This window comes from Pseudarthrobacter sp. NPDC058119, from assembly GCF_042884655.1.
In the GTDB taxonomy this organism is placed as follows: domain Bacteria; phylum Actinomycetota; class Actinomycetes; order Actinomycetales; family Micrococcaceae; genus Arthrobacter.
Genome location: NZ_JBHVTN010000002.1, coordinates 416,675 through 436,778 on the forward strand (window position 1 = coordinate 416,675; position 20,104 = coordinate 436,778).

12 protein-coding genes and 1 pseudogene are annotated in these 20,104 nt (G+C 69.5%); all 13 read left to right on the plus strand.

The window, feature by feature from the left end; translation table 11 throughout:
• Positions 1 to 12: 12 nt before the first annotated feature.
• The 13 genes and pseudogenes from ACFVTD_RS06860 (at position 13) to ACFVTD_RS06920 (ending at position 20,074) form a co-directional block, all read left to right on the plus strand.
• The gene (locus ACFVTD_RS06860; RefSeq protein ID WP_387560014.1) at positions 13 to 1,356 is read left to right on the plus strand and encodes a DUF58 domain-containing protein; all 1,344 of its coding nucleotides are present in this window, start codon (positions 13 to 15) and stop codon (positions 1,354 to 1,356) included.
• On the plus strand, positions 1,353 to 3,965 hold the full coding sequence (locus tag ACFVTD_RS06865) for a transglutaminase family protein (protein ID WP_387560017.1): 2,613 nt from the start codon (positions 1,353 to 1,355) through the stop codon (positions 3,963 to 3,965). The genes ACFVTD_RS06860 and ACFVTD_RS06865 overlap by 4 nt, the downstream gene beginning before the upstream one ends.
• A pseudogene (locus tag ACFVTD_RS06870) lies at positions 3,965 to 4,042 on the plus strand (zinc-ribbon domain-containing protein); the annotation flags it as partial. The gene ACFVTD_RS06865 and the pseudogene ACFVTD_RS06870, both read left to right, overlap by 1 nt.
• Positions 4,043 to 4,306: 264 nt before the next feature.
• Entirely contained in the window at positions 4,307 to 5,551 is a 1,245-nt protein-coding gene (locus ACFVTD_RS06875; protein ID WP_387560520.1) for an RDD family protein, read from the plus strand.
• Positions 5,548 to 6,474 (plus strand): PP2C family protein-serine/threonine phosphatase, encoded by a 927-nt coding sequence (locus ACFVTD_RS06880; RefSeq protein WP_387560020.1) that lies wholly within the window; start codon positions 5,548 to 5,550, stop codon positions 6,472 to 6,474. The genes ACFVTD_RS06875 and ACFVTD_RS06880 overlap by 4 nt, the downstream gene beginning before the upstream one ends.
• Complete coding sequence (locus ACFVTD_RS06885; protein ID WP_387560023.1) at positions 6,471 to 8,531, plus strand: FHA domain-containing protein; 2,061 nt, start codon at positions 6,471 to 6,473, stop codon at positions 8,529 to 8,531. The genes ACFVTD_RS06880 and ACFVTD_RS06885 overlap by 4 nt, the downstream gene beginning before the upstream one ends.
• Positions 8,528 to 10,264 carry a serine/threonine-protein kinase gene (locus tag ACFVTD_RS06890; protein WP_387560026.1) on the plus strand — a complete coding sequence of 579 codons (1,737 nt, stop codon included), beginning with the start codon at positions 8,528 to 8,530 and terminating at the stop codon, positions 10,262 to 10,264. The genes ACFVTD_RS06885 and ACFVTD_RS06890 overlap by 4 nt, the downstream gene beginning before the upstream one ends.
• A 45-nt stretch (positions 10,265 to 10,309) precedes the next feature.
• Positions 10,310 to 11,014: a hypothetical protein gene (locus ACFVTD_RS06895; RefSeq protein WP_387560029.1), complete on the plus strand. Its 705-nt coding sequence runs from the start codon at positions 10,310 to 10,312 to the stop codon at positions 11,012 to 11,014.
• Positions 11,011 to 15,456 (plus strand): FtsK/SpoIIIE domain-containing protein, encoded by a 4,446-nt coding sequence (locus ACFVTD_RS06900; RefSeq protein ID WP_387560032.1) that lies wholly within the window; start codon positions 11,011 to 11,013, stop codon positions 15,454 to 15,456. Before ACFVTD_RS06895 ends, ACFVTD_RS06900 begins: the two co-directional genes overlap by 4 nt.
• 121 nt (positions 15,457 to 15,577) lie before the next feature.
• On the plus strand, positions 15,578 to 16,213 hold the full coding sequence (locus ACFVTD_RS06905) for a hypothetical protein (RefSeq protein ID WP_387560034.1): 636 nt from the start codon (positions 15,578 to 15,580) through the stop codon (positions 16,211 to 16,213).
• A gap of 79 nt (positions 16,214 to 16,292) precedes the next feature.
• Positions 16,293 to 18,638: an NAD-dependent DNA ligase LigA gene (gene ligA, locus ACFVTD_RS06910; RefSeq protein WP_387560037.1), complete on the plus strand. Its 2,346-nt coding sequence runs from the start codon at positions 16,293 to 16,295 to the stop codon at positions 18,636 to 18,638.
• Positions 18,635 to 19,444 carry an inositol monophosphatase family protein gene (locus ACFVTD_RS06915; RefSeq protein ID WP_387560039.1) on the plus strand — a complete coding sequence of 270 codons (810 nt, stop codon included), beginning with the start codon at positions 18,635 to 18,637 and terminating at the stop codon, positions 19,442 to 19,444. Before ligA ends, ACFVTD_RS06915 begins: the two co-directional genes overlap by 4 nt.
• 126 nt (positions 19,445 to 19,570) lie before the next feature.
• Positions 19,571 to 20,074, plus strand: a complete 504-nt coding sequence (locus ACFVTD_RS06920; RefSeq protein WP_387560042.1) for a GNAT family N-acetyltransferase — start codon at positions 19,571 to 19,573, stop codon at positions 20,072 to 20,074.
• Positions 20,075 to 20,104: the final 30 nt, after the last annotated feature.

Genomic DNA, 20,104 nt, shown 5'->3' on the forward strand with positions numbered 1-20,104 from the left:
AGGCACACCCATATGTCCGACGGCACGTCCAGCGGTACCCCGTTGACCCGGTTCGCGGAGCGGCTCAAGCAGCTCTTCCACCGGGACGGCCGCCCCACCCGCCTGCACCCCATGGCGGTATGGTCCGAAGCCAGCAGCACAGCCCTCCAGGCCCTGGCCCCTGCCTGGCGAACCGTCCGGGATAACTGGCTGAAGTATGCGTGGCCGGTGCTTTCGGTCGTGAGCATCCTGGGCTGGTCCGTCCTGGCCGCCGCGATCCTGCTCTGGGTTACCGGCCAGGCCTTCGGCTGGCAGGAAGCCACGGCAGCGGCCATTGCCGCGTTCGCCATGTTCGTCATCGCCGTTGCCTTCATCCTGGGCCGGTCCTCCTACGGCGTGGTCCTGGACCTTGCCCGCACCCGGGTAGCGGTGGGGGACAGCGCCGTCGGCAGCATCGCCGTCTCCAATACCTCAGCGCGTCCCCTCCTTCCGGCCGCGCTGGAACTGCCAGTGGGCAGCACCACGGCCGTGTTCCACCTGCCGCGCATGAAGCCCGGGCAGGTCCACGAAGACCTGTTCACCATCCCCACCGCGCGCCGCGCCGTCATCGTGGTGGGACCCGTCCGTTCGGTCCGCGCGGACCCGCTGCACCTGCTGCGCCGCCAGGTCCTCTGGACCGAACCGGAGGACCTCTTCGTCCATCCGCGGACGGTAGCCCTGGCCGGTTCCGCCGCAGGCTTCATCCGCGACCTCGAGGGCATGCCCACCACGGACCTCTCCAGCGCCGATGTCTCCTTCCACGCCCTGCGCGACTACGTGCCCGGCGATGACCGCAGGCACATCCACTGGAAAACGACAGCGCGCACCAACAAGCTGATGGTGCGCCAGTTCGAGGAAACCCGACGCGCCCATCTGGCCATCTCGCTGTCCATCAACACCGAGGAATACGCGTCCGAAACCGAGTTTGAGATGGCCATTTCCGTGGCGGCCTCCATCGGCCGCCAAGCCATTCGCGAACAGCGTGAACTGGACGTCCTGACCCAAAAGGGGCCACTGCGCTGCGAAACCGGCCGCAACATGCTGGACGACATGACCCGGATCGTCGGCGCACCCATGCGCCGCACCGCCGTCGACCTCGCCCGGACCCTGGCTGACACCGTGCCGAACGCCTCGGTGGTCTTCTTCGTGGTGGGCAGCAACGTAACGGCGACCCAGCTCCGCTCGGCCGCCGCCTCCGTCCCGCCCGGCGTCCGCAGCCTGGCGGTCAGGGTGGAAGCCGGCGCCGCCCCCACCCGGGCCAACATCGCAGACCTTACTGTCCTGACGCTCGGCGACCTGGCCGACCTTGCCATCGTGCTGAGAAAGGCGGCCGCATGAGCACCGCACCGGGCCGCTCCCCGCAAACGCAGATTCCCCCGACCCGTACCCGCCGCAAGGCGGCTGCCACGGAGTCGGCCTTTGTGGACGGCCAGCCGCCATGGCACTTCCTGCTCGACGCCGGCGCACTGGTGGTCCTGCTGGGCCTGGGCCTGCTCGGCTTCGGCCTGAGCTTCGGCGGGGACCCCTACTACCTGCTGTCCGGGTTCGGCGGCATCGTCCTGGGCCTGGCCATGGGCGCGGCGAACGCCCACCTGCGCCTGGGCCTGCTGATCACCACGGCCCTGGCCCTCGCCGCGTACCTGGTCCTCGGCACCTGGCTGGCGGTCCCCGACGCCTCCATCGCCGGCTTCGTCCCCACCCTTGATTCGCTGCGGACCCTGCTCCTCGGCGTCGTCTTCGCCTGGAAGGACATGCTCACGGTAGGCGTGCCGGTGGGAACGGCCGGCGGCGTGCTCATCGTCCCGTTCCTCAGCTCGCTGATCACGGCGCTCGTGGCCGCGCTGCTGACCTGGCGCGCCAAGAGCCCCTACCTGCCGCTCCTGCCTGTGCTGGTCCTGTTCGTCACCGGCATCGCCTTCAGCACCAACGCGGCGTTCCTGACACTGGAACGCGGCATCGGCCTGACCGTCCTCGGCATCGCCTGGGCCACCTTCCGCCGCGACGCCCTGCGGCAGAACAACACCCGCCGGGTGGCGGTCAACAACCCGCAGACGGATACGGCCGCCGCACGCCGGGCCAGGATCCGCCGGCTGGGCATGGCGGCCGGGGTCATCGCCGCCAGCGTGGGGGTCACCGCGGTGGCCGCTCCGCTGGTCAGTGCAGGAGAGGACCGGAAAGTCCTCCGCAACGTGGTGGTGCCCCCGTTCGACCCCAAGGACTACATCACGCCCCTGGCGAGCTTCCGTACGTACGTGAAGGACAAAAAGGACGACACCCTGTTCGTGGTCAAGGGCCTGCCGAAGGACGGCCGGGTCCGGCTCGGCGCACTGGACGCCTTCAACGGGACCAACTACAACATGGACCCCAACGGCTCCGGAAACTTCAGCAAGGTGGGCGATGCGAAATCCATCAATACCCTCGCCGACGCCTCCGGCGTTGTCCCCACGAACGACTACTCGATCAGCATCAACATCGAGGACTACCAGGGCTACTTTGTCCCCGGCGGGCGAAAGACCACCGGCATCAGCTTTGACCAGTCCGGGTCCGCCGCCGCTGCGGGCCTCTACTTCAACCCCGGCTCCGACACCGCGGTGACCACCAACGGGCTGTCCCGCGGCGACTCCTACAGCGTCCAGGTTTCCGACCCCGCCAAGCTTGAGCACGGCCAGCTGACGCAGTACGACTTCGCCAAGGTGTCGCTCCCGGACGCGCTGGAGGTGCCGCCGGTGGTGGGATCCCAGGCCAACGACCTGTCCGCCGATGCGCCCACGGCCATCGACCGGGTCCGCCAGATCGAAGCCCACTTCCAGAAGACCGGGGCGTTCAGCAACGGCCTGGTCAGCGAGGGCCAGCTGCCCAGCGTCTCCGGCCACGGCTCGGCCCGCATCCGCAGCCTGCTCACTGCCAAGCAGATGCTGGGCGACGATGAACAGTACGCCGTGGCCATGTCCCTGATGCTCCGCCACCTGGGCATCCCCTCCCGTGTAGTGATGGGTTTCTACCCCGAACCGACCAGCCCGGAGAACGGCGCCGGCGAGGTGAAGATCACCGGCAAGGACGTCCACGCCTGGGTTGAGGTCGCCTTTGAACGGGTCGGCTGGGTCAGCTTCGATCCCACCCCGCCCAAGGACAACATCCCTATCCCGCCGGACCCCGAGAACAAGTCCAAGCCCAAGCCGCAGGTGCTGCAGCCGCCGCCCCCGCCGCAGGAGCCGGCAGACCTGCCGCCGGACTCATCACCGGACGCACTGGATGCCGACCAGAAGAAGAACAACCCGTGGCTCTTCTGGGGTGCCCTCCTGGGCGCCCTGGGCGTTGCCGCGATCCCGCTGGTGATCCTGGCGCTGCCGCTGCTGCTGATCGGCCTGTTGAAGGCACGACGGCGGAAGTCGCGTTTCCGAGACGGGCACCCCGCCCAGCGCGTGGGCGGAGGATGGAGCGAGGTGGTGAGCCTGGCGACAGACCTGGGCGCCGCCGTCGACACCCGCTCAACGCGGCGGGAAAGCGCCGCCGTGCTGGCCGAAGCGTTCCCGGCCACCCAGGGAACCACCACCATGCTGGCGCGGCGGGCAGACGCCTCCATTTTCGGAGCCGGGGAGCCCAGCGAGGAGGAGGTCCGAGAGTACTGGACCATCGTTGATGGTTCGCTCAAGGAAATGACCTCCGGCATGGGATTCTGGCGCCGGCAGCAGGCACGCTTCTCGCCCCGCTCGCTGCTGGCCGACGCCCGGACCGCGATGAACTCCGGCAACGGCCTCAAGCTTCGCGGCGGCCGTGTGGCGCTCCCGGCGGTGGGCGGCATCCTTGCTGCGCGCCGCCGCCGCCTCGCCGACGGCAACGCCGCGGGGGAGACCGCCGGAACACCCAGCCCACCGTCGGCGCCCCAACCGGAAACCCCGCAGCGGCAAGCGCCCGGACCAGACCAGCAAGGACCCCACCAGCAGTGATGCCCGACGCCGAACGCTGCCCGCGCTGCCAACAGCAGATCCGCGCGGGAGCCACCTTCTGCACCGCCTGCGGCGCGCCGCTGCCCAACCGGGCGGCGCGCCGCACCCGCACCCCGGACCAGCTGGAGCACCAGGACAGGAGCGACGCCGGGGAAGCGCGCCCCACGCATGCGCCGGGGATTCCCGGTACTATCCCGGTAGTAGAAAGGCCCCCGGCGGGTCAGCCGGCGGGCACAGCACATACGGGCAACGCGCGCAGGGGCACCCTGCATACGGGCACCGGGCCGGGCACAACCGGCGGTTCCACCAGGGTGGAAGCCGCTCCAGGGGGAGGAACGGGAATGGCAGTAAACCTTGAGCTTGTTCCAGCCGCGGCGGGCAAGCGGCTGGGCGCTGCCGTCATCGACTGGCTTCCCGGCGTGGCGGTGCTCGTCGTGACGTTTGCCATCGGGTTCGCCGGAATCACCCGGACCAGGAGCGGCGGCTTCATCGTGTACGACACCTCTTCCCTGGTCCTGTTCGGTGGCACCGGCCTGGGCCTCACCCTGGCCTACCTGTTCGTGGTGCTCGGGCTCGAGGCCCGCACCGGCAAGACTCCAGGCAACCTGGCCATGGGCATCCGCAGTGCGGACCAGGACGGCTACGCGCCCGGTGCCGGGACCGTCTTCCTCCGCGGCCTCATCACCGGGGCCGGCATCCTCCTGGCCCTGCTCGCGGCAGTGCTGGTAGTGGTTTTCAAGTGGTTTGACGCCGCCCTGTTCATCCTCGGCCCGCTGCTCCTGGTGGGTGCGGTGTGGGCCGTGCTGGTGGTGGTTTCCAACCGGTGGGACAAGAACGGCGGGCTGCGGGGCTGGAATGACACCGCCGCCAAGACCCTGGTGTTCGACGTCAAGACGGGCAGGGACCCCATCACCACCGGCGGCATCCAGGGGCCCTACAGCTTCGCGCCCCTGGACCTCCCACCCGTGCAGCAGGTGCTCTCCCCGGCGCCCCAGCCGCGCCCGGCGCAGCCGCCCTCGGAACCGGCGGCACCCCCGGCAGTGCCCTTCCCGCGCCCCCAGGCCTCCGCGCCCCCAGCACCTGCGCCGTCGGCCACCATGCCGTCGCAGACCATGCCCTACACCTCGCCGGCGTCCTTCGCGCCGCCTGCGCCCGCCTCCCAAGGCGTACCCCCGGGCCACCGGGTGGCACCGCACGTGGACGACGACGTCGAACGCACCCAGGTGCGCCCCGGCACCGGCGGCCCAGCCCCCGTGGCCGTCCTCCGTATCCGCCTCGACGACGGACGCGACTTCCAGCTGGACCGCAGCGTCCTGGTGGGCCGCAATCCCGTGGGGCAAGCGGGCGAACAGCACGCCCAGCTCCTGGCCGTGGACGATCCCGGGCGCTCCATCTCCAAGACGCACCTGCACCTCCTCACCGACGGCGCCGGCATCTGGGTGACGGACCGGCAGTCGACCAACGGAAGCGCCGTCACCACCCCGGACGGCCTGCGCACCCCGCTGGTGCCGGGCGTCCCCACGTTTGTTACCCCGGGCTCCAGCGTGCACTTTGGAGACCGCACCTTTTACCTAGGACAGGCATGAACCAGCACCCCGCCAGTGTTTCCCCCACCATCCAGCCGAGGCCGGGCCTCAGCCTCACCTACGGCTACGGGACGGACAGGGGACTCCGCCGGGAGCTGAACGAGGATTCCTACATTGCCGCAGATCCGGTCTTTGCCGTGGCTGACGGCATGGGGGGCCATGAAGCCGGCGAAATAGCCAGCGGCCTGTGCGTGCGTGCCCTGGCCGAGATGCCCCAGGTGACCACGGGGGAGCGGAACATCACGGCCTCCCTCCTCCAGCAGTACCTTGTGCGCGCCGACGCCTCCATCCGGGAAGCCACCGGCGCCCGCGCCGGGACCACCCTGACCGGCGCCGTGGTGGTGGAGCAGATGGGCATGCCGTACTGGCTGGTCCTGAACATCGGCGATTCGCGCACCTACCGGCTCAGCCAGGGCCGGTTCGAACAGATCAGCGTGGACCACTCCGAGGTCCAGGAGCTTGTGGACGCCGGCGAGATCACCGCCCAGGAAGCCACCGTCCACCCCCGCCGCCATGTCGTAACCCGGGCCCTGGGTACAGGGGATGAGACCGAAGCCGACTACTGGCTCCTCCCCGTGGAGGAAGGCGACCGGGTCCTGGTCTGCTCCGACGGACTCACCGGGGAACTGGCGGACGACGACATCCTCGGGATCCTCAGCAGCACCGCGGAGCCGCAGGACGCAGTGGACGCCCTGATCCAGGCCGCCCTGCGCAGCGGCGGCCGGGACAACGTCACGGCCATCGTGGTGGATGCCCACAACGTCGCGCACGACGACGGCGCCGGCACCACCGCGCCCCGCCACGCCCCGGTGGACGGAGACGAAGTGACGCTGCCGCGACCCCCGGCGTCGGAAGCGGTAACACAGCCCCTGCCCGAACCCGTCGACGCCGGCGCGGTCCAGGACGGGGAGCCCGGCCGATGACGGGTGCAAGCTACACCCCCGGCACCTGGCTGGGTATTGTCCGGTCGGGGACCGCAGTCCTCCTGGCTCCGGAGACACCGGCGGAACTCGCGGGCGCCATTTGGGACCTCCTGGGGTCCCGCCCCGAGCCGCACGAGGTCCTGGCCGCAGTGACCAGCAGCTCCGGCGGGTCGCTGACCCGCATACCGTCGTTCGGCATCCTCGATTTCAACGGGTCGCTCCGGGTCTTCCTCCGCGGCGGGCTCGACCTCGCCGTGGAACAGCCCGGTGGGCCGGTGGACCTTGACGGCCGCGACGTGACCACCTGGACCGAGCGCAGGTTCGTAGTACCGGGCAAGTGCCGCCTCACCATCGCCGGCGGCACGGACGCCGCGCAGGGTGCCGCCAGCCCCGGCCGGCCGCTGGTTGGGCTGCCGCAGCCTGAACTGCCACAGCTTGAACCGCGACTGCCCGAACTTCCACTGGGGGAGGGCGTGGTGCTGCTCCAGTCCCTGACCCTGGGCGCGCCGTCCGGCCCCGCCGCCGTCGCTGCTCCGGCTCCGGCTCCGGCTGACCGTGAAGAACCCGCGCGGACTCCGGCCGGTGTTGATGGCCCGTTCGCCGTCAGTCCCTCCGGGGAAGTGGACGGTCCCGCCGATGTCGAGCAGCCCCTTGCCCCGGACGCACGGGCAGGCGGTGTCGAAACAGTCGTCGAGGCTTCCGTGCGGCCCGCTACCGCCGCCATGCCGTCAGCAGCCGTCGTTGCCCCGCAGCAACCCGAAATGCTGCCCGATCCGGAACCCGCCGTGCGCCACCTTGATCCGGAGGCCACCATTGCCCCCGGCGCGATCATCGACGCCGACGGGGAGCTTCTGGAAGAAACCGGAGCCGAAGACTCCACCGGCCTTGGCGAGCAAGCAGCGGAGTTGCCCGGTTCCGGGACAACCGGGACGGAACCAACCGCCGCCGCGGCAGGCCACGCTGATGCCGCACCCGCCGTGGAGATGACCACGTCCTACGACCACCTGTGGGACCGCACCGTGATGCGGAACATCGAGGACGCCGCCGTCCGCGAGGACCCCGACGCCGACTCCGGGCACGTGGTGCCGCAGCAACAGCCGGCGCTGGCCGCCGCCGAACCGCTGCCCGCCCTCGGCACGGCAGGGGACGGAACCCCGGCTGGAACCTTCGCGGAACCGGGGGCAGCCGAGGCCGGACCAGCGGATGCCCGTTCAGACGCTGCCGCCGGACACGGTGACGGCTCGAACGGCACGGCGGCCACTCCTTCCCGTCCCGCTTCTTCCTCCGGTGTCCTCATCGATTCCGTCCCCTGGCGCACCGGGGCAGGAGGGGGAGCAACTGCCGCGCCCTCCCGCTCGGAGGGCCAGCCGACCGCCCCGGAAGCCGCTCCCGCCCAGGAACCCGCCCCCACCCCGGAACCCGCACCACTCCAGGTGCCCGTGGCAGCCGATGGCCCGCCGGGGCACCCGCCTGCCCCGGGCCGGCAGTCCGACCCGGGCTTCGACCCCGACCACGACGGCCAGACGGTCATGAAGAGCAGCCTCGCCGGAACCTCGGGCCCGGCCTCGAACGCACCTGCCGCCCAGCAGGATGCCGGCGGCCCGCTGGTGCTGGCCCGAGTCTGCGCCCAAGGGCACCCCAACCCGCCCACCCGCGCCCAGTGCAGCGTCTGCGGCGCAGCCCTGTTGCCCGATGCGGTTCAGGTGGCGCGTCCCCGGCTGGGACGGATGCGGCTGTCCACCGGAGACCTGCTGGACCTCGACCAGTCAATGGTGATCGGCCGCCAGCCGTCTGTATCCCGGGTCCAGGGCGGGGTGATGCCGCGCCTGGTGCAGGTGGCAAGCCCGGGCGGCGACATCTCGCGGTCCCACGTGGAGGTCCGGCTGGAGGGCTGGCACGTGATGCTCTGCGACCTCAAGGCCACCAACGGCACCGTCCTGGTCCGCGAAGGCCAGCCGCCGCGCCGCCTCGCCCAGAACGAGATGGCCATCCTGCTCGACGGCGACATCGCCGAGCTGGGCGACAACATCTCATTGCGTTTTGAGGAGATTCCTTGAGTTCCAAACGGCCCGTTGCGCCGCCGCCCCGCATTCCGGGGTTCACCTACATCAGCCTGCTCGGCTCGGGCGGGTTCTCCGACGTCTACCTGTACGAACAGGACAGGCCGCGCCGGAAGGTGGCCGTCAAGGTACTCCTGTCCGACCTGAAGACAGAGGGCGCACGCAGGCGCTTCGAGTCCGAGGCCAACCTGATGGCCCAGCTGTCCTCGCACCCCTACATCGTCACCATTTTCGAAGCGGAAGTAACGGACGACGGGCACTCGTACCTGGCTATGGAGTACTGCTCCCGGCCCAGCCTGGACGTGCGGTACCGGCGGCAGCGATTCAGCGTGGATGAGGTCCTGGCTGTCGGCATCCAGGTGGCCTCCGCCGTCGAAACCGCACACCGGGCCGGCATCGCCCACCGCGACATCAAGCCCGCCAATATCCTGGTGACGGACTATAACCGTCCCGCGCTGACCGACTTCGGGATTTCCGGCACCCTCGCCGGGGACTCCGACGACGACTCCGGTATGTCCATTCCCTGGTCCCCGCCGGAGCAGTTCCGTGACGGCAGCGTCGACGGCGTCATGGTGGACGTGTGGGCCCTCGGCGCCACCCTCTACACCCTGCTCGCCGGCCGGTCGCCCTTCGTCCTGCCCGGGGCGGACAACTCACAGCGCGAACTGATCAACCGGATCAGCAACACGCCGCTGCCCCGGCTGGGCCGTCCGGATGTGCCGGAGTCGCTGGAACTGGCCCTGGCAACGGCCATGGCCAAGTCGCCGCAGTCCCGGTACTCCTCAGCCCACGCCTTCGCCCTGGCCCTCCAGCGCATCCAGGCCGAACTCAACCTCTCCGTCACGCCGTTCGAGGTCCTCGAGGAGCCGCAGCAGGACGAGAGCCACCCGGACGACGGCACCGAGGAAACGCGCGTCCGCAGCATCGCGGCCATCGACCCCGAGCGCACCGGCAGCGCGCCCACCTTTCCGGCCCGCACCCGCCCCAACGCTCCCGGTGCAGGGGCCGACGCCACGGCACGCCGCGGTGGCGCCCTCCCGCCGTCGTCCTTCACTCCCGCCGTGCCTTCCATCCCGGCGGGTCCCGTTGGAACAAATGGCCCCGGAGCAGTTGCGGCCGACGGCGGCGGCCAGGGGGAGTGGGCCCAGTCCACCGTCCTGCGCGGCAGCCCGGGCACGGCAAACTATGGTGCCCCGGTAAAGGACGACGCCGGGACGGACACCTACACCGCCGATGCCACCGTGCACCGGCCGGTGAACGTGGACCAGCCCCAGGCGGAGCCGGCCGCAGACCATGGCAAGCGCAACCTCTGGCTCGCGCTGGCCGGCGGAACCCTCCTGGCCCTGGCGGCGGTGGTGGGCATCGTGGTGGCCAACACCGCGACCGGGACGCCCAAGGCAGTGGAAACCCAGCAGGCCAGCAAGCCGCCGGCGGACGCCGTGGACAGTGGCACTGTCCCCAGTGTCGAAGGCCTCACGGCATCACGAAAGCCCGAAGATCCAAACACCATCATCTTCTCCTGGACCAACCCGCAGCCCAGGGAAGGTGACTCCTACAAGTACCGCACCAAGTCGGCCAAGGCGGACGGGCCGTTCGAAACCACGAAGGTGCCTAAGACCTTTGTTTCTGGCTTCGGCCCGACTCCCATTTGCCTTGAAGTGATCCTGGTGCGGGCCGACGGGAGCGCCTCGCCGGAAGGCCCGGACTCCGTCGCCTGCCTGCAGGACTAGCCAGCTGATGACACACACTTATTGCCGACTGAGGAGGCACAGATCATGGGGGATCTAGCAATAGATTTCTGTGGCGAATGGTACGAGCCATCGGATGAGGACATCTTCAACATCGGCCGCGAAGGCGATCTTGAAGTGGACGACAACCCGTACCTGCACCGGCAGTTCCTGCAGGTGGCCCGCTACGACGGCATCTGGTGGCTCAGCAACGTTGGCAGCATGCTCTCGGCCACCGTTGCCGACGCCTCCGGCGGCATGCAGGCCTGGCTGTCACCCGGTGCACGGATTCCGCTGGTGTTCAGCCACACCAACATCATCTTCACGGCCGGTCCCACCACCTACGAGTTTGCCGTGCACCTGAAGACGCCGTCCTTCCGGCAGGAAGCACGGGAGGACGCCGGCAGCGGCGACACCACCATCGGCCCCGTGGTCTTCACCGACGCCCAGAAAGCGCTGATCGTGGCCCTCGCCGAGCCGGTGCTCCGGCGCGAAGGCACCGGCTTCAGCACTATTCCGTCCTCGGCGGCCGCGGCCAAGACCCTGGGCTGGGCGCTGACCCGCTTCAACCGCAAACTGGACAACGTCTGCGACAAGCTGGACCGCGTTGGCGTGGTGGGCCTGCGAGGAGGCGGCGGGAAGCTTGCCACCAACCGCCGCGCACGATTGGTGGAACACGCCGTCACCACCCACCTGGTGACCTCCGATGACTTGTACCTGCTCGAAAAGATGAGGGGCGTGGACGAAGGATGAGGATCCGGCTGACACTCCGCCGCGAACCCGCCGACGCCAAGGACCTGGCCGTCACGGTGGACGGCATGGCCACCGTGGCCGACATCGCTACCGTGCTCTGGGCGGCGGACCCGGACCGCAAGGGCACGCCGGCGCCGGACAATCTTTCCCTGCGCATCGATGAGGCCTTCGTCGGCGCAGGCATCACCGGAAACGTCCTGGCCCGGGAGGACAACCTCCTCGAATCCGGCCTGCGCCCGGGCTCCGTGGTCTCGCTGGCCCAGGTCAGCGGGCAGTTCCACGAACCCGGAGCCAGCCGCGGCCCTGCTGCGGCCACGTTGCGCGTGTTGTCCGGGCCCGACGTCGGCCGCGAATTTTCGCTGCCCACCGGCACCAGCTACATTGGCCGGGACCGGGACGTCGACATCCGCCTCACGGACCCGCTCACGTCAAAACGGCATGCCCGGATCACGGTGGGCGAAGGCATCGAGATCGTGGACACGAATTCCGCCAACGGCCTCCTGATGGACGGCCTGCCGGTCACCCGCGCCACCCTGAACTCCTCCGACACCGTGACCCTGGGGGACACCACCGTCACCGTGGTGCCGCTCGGCCACAACCACGCGGCAGCGCCGACGTCGCCCCTGGTTGACTTCAACCGCTCCCCGCGGGTGGTGCCCCGCTTCGACGTGCCCAAGCGCGTCCTCCCGGCCGGACCCAAGCGTCCCGAAGACCAGCCGTTCCCGTACATCATGCTGGTGGCGCCCCTGATGATGGGCGCGGTCATCTTCGCGGTCACGCAGAATGTGCTCTCCATGGTGTTCATGCTCATGATGCCCCTGTTCATCGTGGGCCATTACGTGGACACCAGGATGCGCACCCGGAAGCAGCAGAAGGAACAGCTCAAGCAGTTCCGCGCCTCCATGGCCGCGTTCCGGCAGGACCTGACCGAACTGCAGCAGGTGGAGAGGGCGGTCCGGCTCCAGGAAGCACCGTCCGTCAGTGACACCGTGGATGCGATCTACAAGCTGGGGCCTTTGCTGTGGACGCACCGGCCGGAGCACTCCTCCTTCCTGGGCCTGCGCTTTGGACTGGGAACCGCGCCGTCCCGCATCCCGCTGGAGGAACCCTCCAACAACGACACCGAGGTCCAGTACGCCCGCGAAATCCAGGACTGCATCAAGCAGTTCAGCGAGATTGAGGGCGTCCCCGTGGTCTCCCAGCTGCGCACCTCCGGCGCGCTGGGCATTGCGGGTGCCCGCGGGCTGGTGGATGACGTTGCCCGCGGCATGGTGCTGCAGCTCGTGGGCCTGCATTCACCCGCCGAGGTGGTCCTGACAGCCATTACGTCCGCCCAGTCCCGCGAACGCTGGAACTGGCTGCAGTGGCTGCCGCACGTGGGCTCGGGGCACAGCCCGCTGGGCGGGGACCACCTGGCCGCCGGTTCCGCCGGCGGTTCGTCCCTGCTGGCCCGCCTCGAGGACCTGCTGGATGCCCGCGAGGCAGCGGCCAAGCGGACCGCCCCGGAGCTGCGCCCCGGCATCGACCCCGCCAAGCACGAACTCGAAGAGCCCGTTCTTCCGTCGGTGCTGGTCATCGTGGAGGACGACGCTCCCGTGGACCGCGGCCGCCTCACCCGGCTGGCGGAACGCGGACCCGACTCCGGCGTCCATGTCCTGTGGGTGGCCACCGACATCCAGGCCCTCCCGGCAGCCTGCCGCGACTTCATGGTGGTGGACGGCAGCCACGGCACCACCACCGGCCAGGTGCGCCTGGGCCGCCACACGTACCCGGTCAGCTGTGAAAGCGTGGACGCGGAGCTCGCGGCCCAGCTCGCCCGGATGCTCGCGCCCGTGGTGGATGTGGGCAAGCCCGTCAACGACGATTCCGACCTGCCGCGTGCGGTGTCCTACGCGACGCTGATCGGCAAGGACTTCCTGGACAACCCGCAGTCGGTGGCGGAGCGCTGGACGGAAAACAACTCCGTGCATGCCACCGCCGTGGCGAACCGCAAGGACAACGGCACGCTGCGTGCCCTGGTGGGGTCCAAGGGCATCGAACCGCTGTACCTGGACCTGAAGAACGAAGGGCCGCACGCCCTGGTGGGCGGCACCACCGGCGCCGGTAAGTCCGAGTTCCTGCAGTCCTGGGTCATGGGCATGGCCGCCGCGTACAGCCCGGACCGGGTCAGCTTCCTGTTCGTCGACTACAAGGGCGGCGCCGCATTCGCGGACTGCATCAACCTGCCGCACACCGTCGGGCTGGTCACCGACCTGTCCCCCCACCTGGTGCGTCGGGCCCTCACGTCCCTGCGGGCGGAACTGCACTACAGGGAGCAGCTGCTGAACCGGAAAAAGGCCAAGGACCTGCTGGCCCTGCAACGGGAAGCCGACCCCGAGGCGCCGCCGTACCTGATCATCATCGTGGACGAGTTCGCCGCCCTCGCCAACGACGTCCCCGAGTTCGTGGACGGCGTGGTGGACGTGGCCGCCCGTGGCCGCTCCCTGGGCCTGCATCTGATCCTTGCCACCCAGCGGCCGGCCGGCGTCATCAAGGACAACCTGCGCGCCAACACCAACCTCCGCGTGGCACTTCGCATGGCCGACGAGGACGACGCCACCGACATCCTGGGCGTTCCGGACGCCGCCTACTTCGACCCCGCCATACCCGGCCGCGGCGCCGCCAAGACCGGCCCCGGCCGCATCCAGGGATTCCAGACCGGCTATGCCGGCGGCTGGACCACCGACAAGCCGCAGCGGCCGCAGATCGACATCGTGGAAATGGCCTTCGGATCCGGCCCCAGCTGGGAAGCGCCCGCCCCTGACAAGCCTGTTGCCCAGGAACCGGCGGGACCCAACGACATCGCCAGGATGACCTCCACGATCGTGCATGCAGCGGACACCCTGGCCATCCAGCCGCCCCGCAAGCCATGGCTGGACGAACTGGCCAAGACCTACGATTTCTCCAAGCTGCCCAACCCCCGCACCGACGAACAGCTCCTGCTCGGCGTCGCCGACGACCCCGTGCACCAGGACCAGCCCACCGTGTTCTACGAACCGGACCGGGACGGCAACATGGCCATCTATGGTACGGGCGGCTCCGGAAAGTCCGCAGCCCTGCGCGGCATTGCCATCGCGGCTGCCGTCACCCCGCGCGGTGGCCCGGTCCACGTTTACGGCATCGACTGCGGCTCCTCCGGGCTGCGGATGCTCGAAGAACTTCCGCACGTGGGCGAGATCATCAATGGCGACGACGTGGAACGGGTTGGGCGGCTCCTGCGCCTCCTCCGGGACATCGCCGAGCTGCGGTCCACGAAGTTCGCCGAGGTGCGGGCGTCCACCATCGTGGAGTACCGGAAGCTGGCCAACCGGCCGGACGAGAAGCGGATCTTCATACTGGTGGACGGCATGTCCGCGTTCCGCGAGGCCTACGAACACAGCAAGCTTTCCGGACTCTGGGATATCTTCCTGCAACTGGCCACCGACGGCCGCACCCTGGGCATCCACCTGGTGGTGACGGGGGACCGGCCCAACGCCGTCCCCGCATCGCTGCTCGCCTCCATCCAGCGCCGGCTGGTGCTGCGGCTCTCCAACGAGGACGACTACATCTCCATGGACGTGCCCAGGGACGTCCTCACGGCCAACTCACCCCCGGGCCGCGGACTCCTGGACGGGCTCGAAGTGCAGCTGGCCGTCCTGGGCGGCAACTCCAACCTGGCCCTGCAGGCCCGGGAAGTCCACAAGCTCAGCGAAGCCATGCTGCGCCAGGGCCTGGATACCGCACCCGGCATCGAACGGCTGCCCGAGCAGGTGGACCTGGATGTCCTGCCCGCCGGCAGCCCGGACCTGCCGGTGGTCGGCGTGGACGACGAGTCCCTGCAGCCAGCGGAGCTCATGGCCCGCGGCCCGCTGCTGCTGGCGGGCCCCCCGGGTGCCGGCCGGACCGTGGCCCTGGTGACCCTGGCCTACGCACTGCGCCGGTCCAACCCCGCCACCGAGCTGATCTACCTTGGATCCCGCCGGTCCGCCGTCGCCTCCCTCCCCATCTGGAACCGCTCCGTGGTGGGACCCGACGACCTCGCCGAGGTGGTGGAGGACCTGGTGGAGCACTCCACCGGGAACCCCGGCGCTGTGGCCTTCTTCATCGAAGGCCTGACGGAATTCACCGACACCATCGCCGAATCCGGCATGGCGCAACTGGTCACCGCGTCACTGAAAGCGGACCAATGGGTGGTGGGCGAGTCCGAATCCTCCACCTGGTCCAGCGCCTGGCAGCTTGCCCAGCCCTTCAAATCCGGGCGCCGGGGCCTGCTGCTCAACCCGGGCGACATCGAAGGCGACAGCCTCCTCAACACCTCGCTGGGCCGGGTGAGCCCCGAGTTCATCCCGGGCCGCGGCTACGTGGTGGGACGCGGCAAGGCACGGAAAATCCAGGTGGCCCTGCCGCCCGAAAACAGGGACTGAGCAGGACTAACGACGGCGGGGCCGCCGCTGCGGCGGATTTGCGGCCCCGCCGGGCGCTGTAGAAGACTACCGGGGACACCAGAAAGCCGCGGTGGGGGGCTGCGCGCATCGAAAGGTAGCAATGACCCCGTCCGCTCCGATCCTCCATGCCGTCTCGACGACGGCTTCAGCAGCTGCCCTGGCCCTCGCTCTCGGCGTCTTCCCGGCCGGGCCCGCGCTCGCCGCCGCCACCGCACCCTCGCCAACTCCGGCGTCGGACACCCAGGCCCCACCAGACTGCGGGTTGGTCTGCGTACCCATCCTCGCCGGCAGCCCCGACGCAGGCCAGACCGGGCGGCCGCGGAAATCGAGGGACCCGGTCCCGCCACCGAGCGAGCCGGCACCACCGGCGGGGGCCCCTGCCCCGACGGCCCAGCCCGCCCAGCCACAACCGGCGCAGCCTGACGTCCAGGCCCCGGACCCGGCACAGCTTCCCGCGACGGCGGCGCCGGACCCGGAGGGGGCCGCCGCCAGCGAATCGCCGTCAGCCACGGCGGGCTACCGGCCACCCACCGGCCCCTCCAGCGGGCAGGACTGGAACAGCCCCGTCACCCGGTCCAGCGGGCCCACCCAGATGGCTGCCGTGGCTCCTGCCGGCGGTGAGGGCCCGGGCGGCCCGGCCCTCGGTCCCATCGCCTTGGGCACGTTGCTGGTGGGCACCTCCGCCGGCGCCTTCGCAGTGTGGAACCGTAACCGGAACCGGCTCCGCTCGCACTGAGCTGTTCATCCAGAGACACCGGGCGGGTGCCACGCCGTCCTGTCCCGTGGCTGTCGGAGGTGTAGGGCAAGATAGGTCTGTGAGCACAGGACCAGGACCCACAGAACAGACCGCCACCCGGACCACGGCACCGCACCAGCCCGAAGCGGTGCCCACCGAAGCCCTCCGCGAGGAGTACGAGAACCTCGCAGACCTGGTCCGGAAATACCGGTTTGCGTACTACCAGGAGGACGCGCCCCTGGTTTCGGACGCCGAGTTCGATTCGCTCTTCCGCCGCCTCGAGGAGATTGAGGCGCTGCACCCCGAGCTCGTCGCCAACGATTCACCAACCCAGGAAGTGGGCGGCGAGGTGTCCGCGGCCTTCGCGCCCGTGGAACACCTGCAGCGCATGTACAGCCTGGAGGACGTCTTCTCGCTGGAAGAGCTCGAGGCCTGGCTCAACCGGGCCGAGGCCAGCATCGAAAAAATCGGCGACGGCGGGGCGAAAGCCGCCTGGCTGACCGAACTGAAGATCGACGGACTGGCGGTCAACCTCCTGTACCGCGACGGCAGGTTAGTACGCGCTGCCACCCGCGGCGACGGCACCACCGGCGAGGACATCACCCACAATCTGCTCACCATCAAGGAAATCCCGCAGGAACTGCGCGGCAGCGGCTTTCCAGCGGAAATGGAGGTACGCGGCGAAGTCTTCATCCCGTCGCAGGCCTTCGCGGAGTTCAACGAAGCCCTGATCGAAGCCGGCAAGGCTCCGCTGGCCAACCCGCGCAACGCCGCAGCCGGATCGCTGCGGCAAAAGGATCCGGCCGAGACAGCCAAGCGCCCGTTGAAGATGTTCGTCCACGGCATCGGCGCCCGCGAGGGGCTTGCCGCCGGGAGCCAGTCGGAAACCTACGGACTGCTGAAGGAATGGGGCCTGCCGGTCAGCCCGTACTTCGAGGTGCTGGCCGCCCGGGAGGACGTCCTGGCCTTCATCAAGCGGTACGGGGACCAGCGCCACAAACTGCTCCACGAAATCGACGGCATCGTCATCAAGGTGGATGATTTCGCCACCCAGCGCGCCCTGGGCAACACCACCCGCGTTCCGCGCTGGGCCGTGGCCTACAAATACCCGCCGGAGGAAGTCCACACCAAGCTGCTGGATATCCAGGTCAACGTGGGCCGCACCGGCCGGGTCACGCCTTACGGGGTGATGGAGCCGGTCAAGGTTGCCGGTTCCACCGTGGAGATGGCCACCCTGCATAACCAGGACGTGGTCAAGGCCAAGGGCGTCAAGATCGGCGACATCGTCGTCCTTCGCAAAGCAGGGGACGTCATCCCCGAAATAGTGGGCCCGGTCCTGAACCTCCGGGACCAGCAGGACCCGCCGGTGCGCGACTTCGTGATGCCCACCGAATGCCCTTCCTGCGGCACGCCGCTGGCACCTGCGAAGGAAGGGGACGTGGATGTCCGGTGCCCCAACGCCAAGTCCTGCCCGTCCCAGCTGCGGGAGCGGGTGTTCCACGTAGCCGGCCGGGGCGCCTTCGATATCGAGGCCCTGGGCTGGGAAGCGGCCATCGCGCTGACGCAGCCCGCGGAGCCGGACACCCCTCCGCTGACTTCCGAGGCCCGGCTGTTCGACCTCACCCCCGAGGACCTGGCCGGCGTCCGGATCCGGCGCGAAAAGAAGAGCAAGGGCGTCCCCACCGGCGATTACGAACTGGTGCCGTACTTCTTCAGCAAGGGCACCGCGAAGTCCCCGTCCAAGCCCACCGCCACCACCCAAAAGCTGTTCACGGAACTGGAAAAAGCCAAGGCCCAGCCCCTCTGGCGGGTCCTGGTTGCACTGTCCATCCGCCACGTCGGCCCCCGCGCCTCACGGGCCCTGGCGCAGGCGTTCGGCTCGATGGACCGCATCCGCGCCGCGTCCGAGGAGGAACTTGCGCTTGTGGACGGCGTTGGCCCCACCATCGCCGCCGCGCTGAAGGAATGGTTCGCCGAGGACTGGCACATCGAGATCATCGACCGCTGGGCCGGCGCCGGGGTACGCATGGAGGACGAACGCGACGAGTCCATGCCGCGCACCCTCGAGGGGCTGACCGTGGTGGTCACGGGCTCCCTGCCCAACTTCAGCCGCGACGAGGCCAAGGAAGCCATCCTGCTCCGCGGCGGCAAGGCAGCCGGCTCCGTTTCCAAGAACACCAGCTATGTGGTGGCGGGCGAAAGCGCCGGCAGCAAGCTGGATAAGGCAGAGCAGCTGGGCATCCGCGTCCTGGACGAGGACGGGTTCCGGCAACTGCTCGACGGCGGCGCGGCAGCTGTGGGGGATGCCGCGGCAGGAGATGCCGTGGAACCGGGCGGGGATGACGGGGGCAACGAAGAGGCGACCGTACCTGCCCCTGCAGGGGAGAACACAGTACAGGACAGGACTGCGGAGGAGAACGCATGACGTCCGCAACGGAACTGCTGGAGGTGGCCAAAGAGGCCGCCGCGGCAGGCGCGAAGGTCCTGTCCGGCCGTGACGGCAACGCCCTGGACGCGAGCAACAAGGGAGCGGCCGGGGACTGGGTCACGGCCTTCGACCTGGCTGCGGAAAACGCCGTGCGCGGCGTCATCAGCGCCGCCCGCCCGGGCGACAGCATCACCGGGGAGGAACAGGGAACCACCCGGGCCACCGACCCCACCGGTTACCGCTGGTCCATCGACCCCCTGGACGGCACCACCAACTTCATCCGCAACATCGTCTACTACGCCACCTCCGTGGCTGTCGCCGATGCCGACGGCGCCTGGCTGGCCGGCGTCGTCAACGCCCCCGCGTTGGGGAGGGTGTATTACGCTGCCCGCGGGCAGGGCGCGTGGTTGGAGGAACGCGGCACCGTCACCAGGCTCGACGGACCGGTACCGGGCCGCGCCGGACAGATCCTGGCCACCGGGTTCAGCTACGAGCCTGGTATCCGCGCCCAGCAGGCGGCCGCCTTCGGCACTTTGATGGACGGCTTTGCCGATGTCCGCCGGCTCGGCTCCGCTGCCCTGGACCTGTGCATGGTGGCGGACGGAACCCACGATGCCTACGGCGAGCGGGGGTTGAACGAGCATGACTTTTCCGCCGGGGCCCTGATCGCGGAGGAGGCCGGCTGCTGGGTGCGCAGGCCGCGCCTCACCAGCCCGCTCGACGGCGGACCCACGGACGACGAGCGCTTGGACGCCTGGACCTGCGCCGCAAGCCTGGAGCTGTCCGGCAAGTTTCCGCTCTGAGCGGGGCGCCTCTGGGAGGCGCCCGGGCGTGCCTCATCGAAGGAGCGGGTTGTCCGTTCTGATAGTTCTGTCACGGAAAGTGCCTTCCTGCCGTGCCAATGGCCGGGGCGCCACTAGCATTGACGGGTGCAGCCGCAGATAACCATCCGTCCCGCCGTCGAAGCCGACTTCGCCGCCATTGCCCGCATCACCGGAGATTCATATCTTTCGGCAGGCTACTTCGACGACGCAGCCCACCCCTACATGGTCAAGATCATGGATGTGGCAGAGCGCGCGGAGCAGGCCACCATCTGGGTGGCGGAGCGGGACGGAGCTGTGGTCGGTTCGGTCACCCTGGCACTGGCGGGGGAGCCTTACGCGGACATCGCCCTGCAGGATGAACTGGAATTCCGGATGCTGGTGGTGGACCCTGCCGTCCAGCGCAGCGGCGCCGGCAAAGCCATGGTGGAGGCCATCATCGGCCACGCCAGGACACTCCCCGGCATCCGTGCGGTGGCCCTCACCACCGGCCAAACCTGGGAGAGCGCGCACGGGCTCTACCGCAAGACCGGCTTCCAGCGGGTGCCCGAACGGGACTGGCTGGTACCCGGAACCGACATAAAACTGCTGGTTTACCGGCGCGACCTGTAGCAGCCCTACAGTGGTGGCGACCCATTCCAG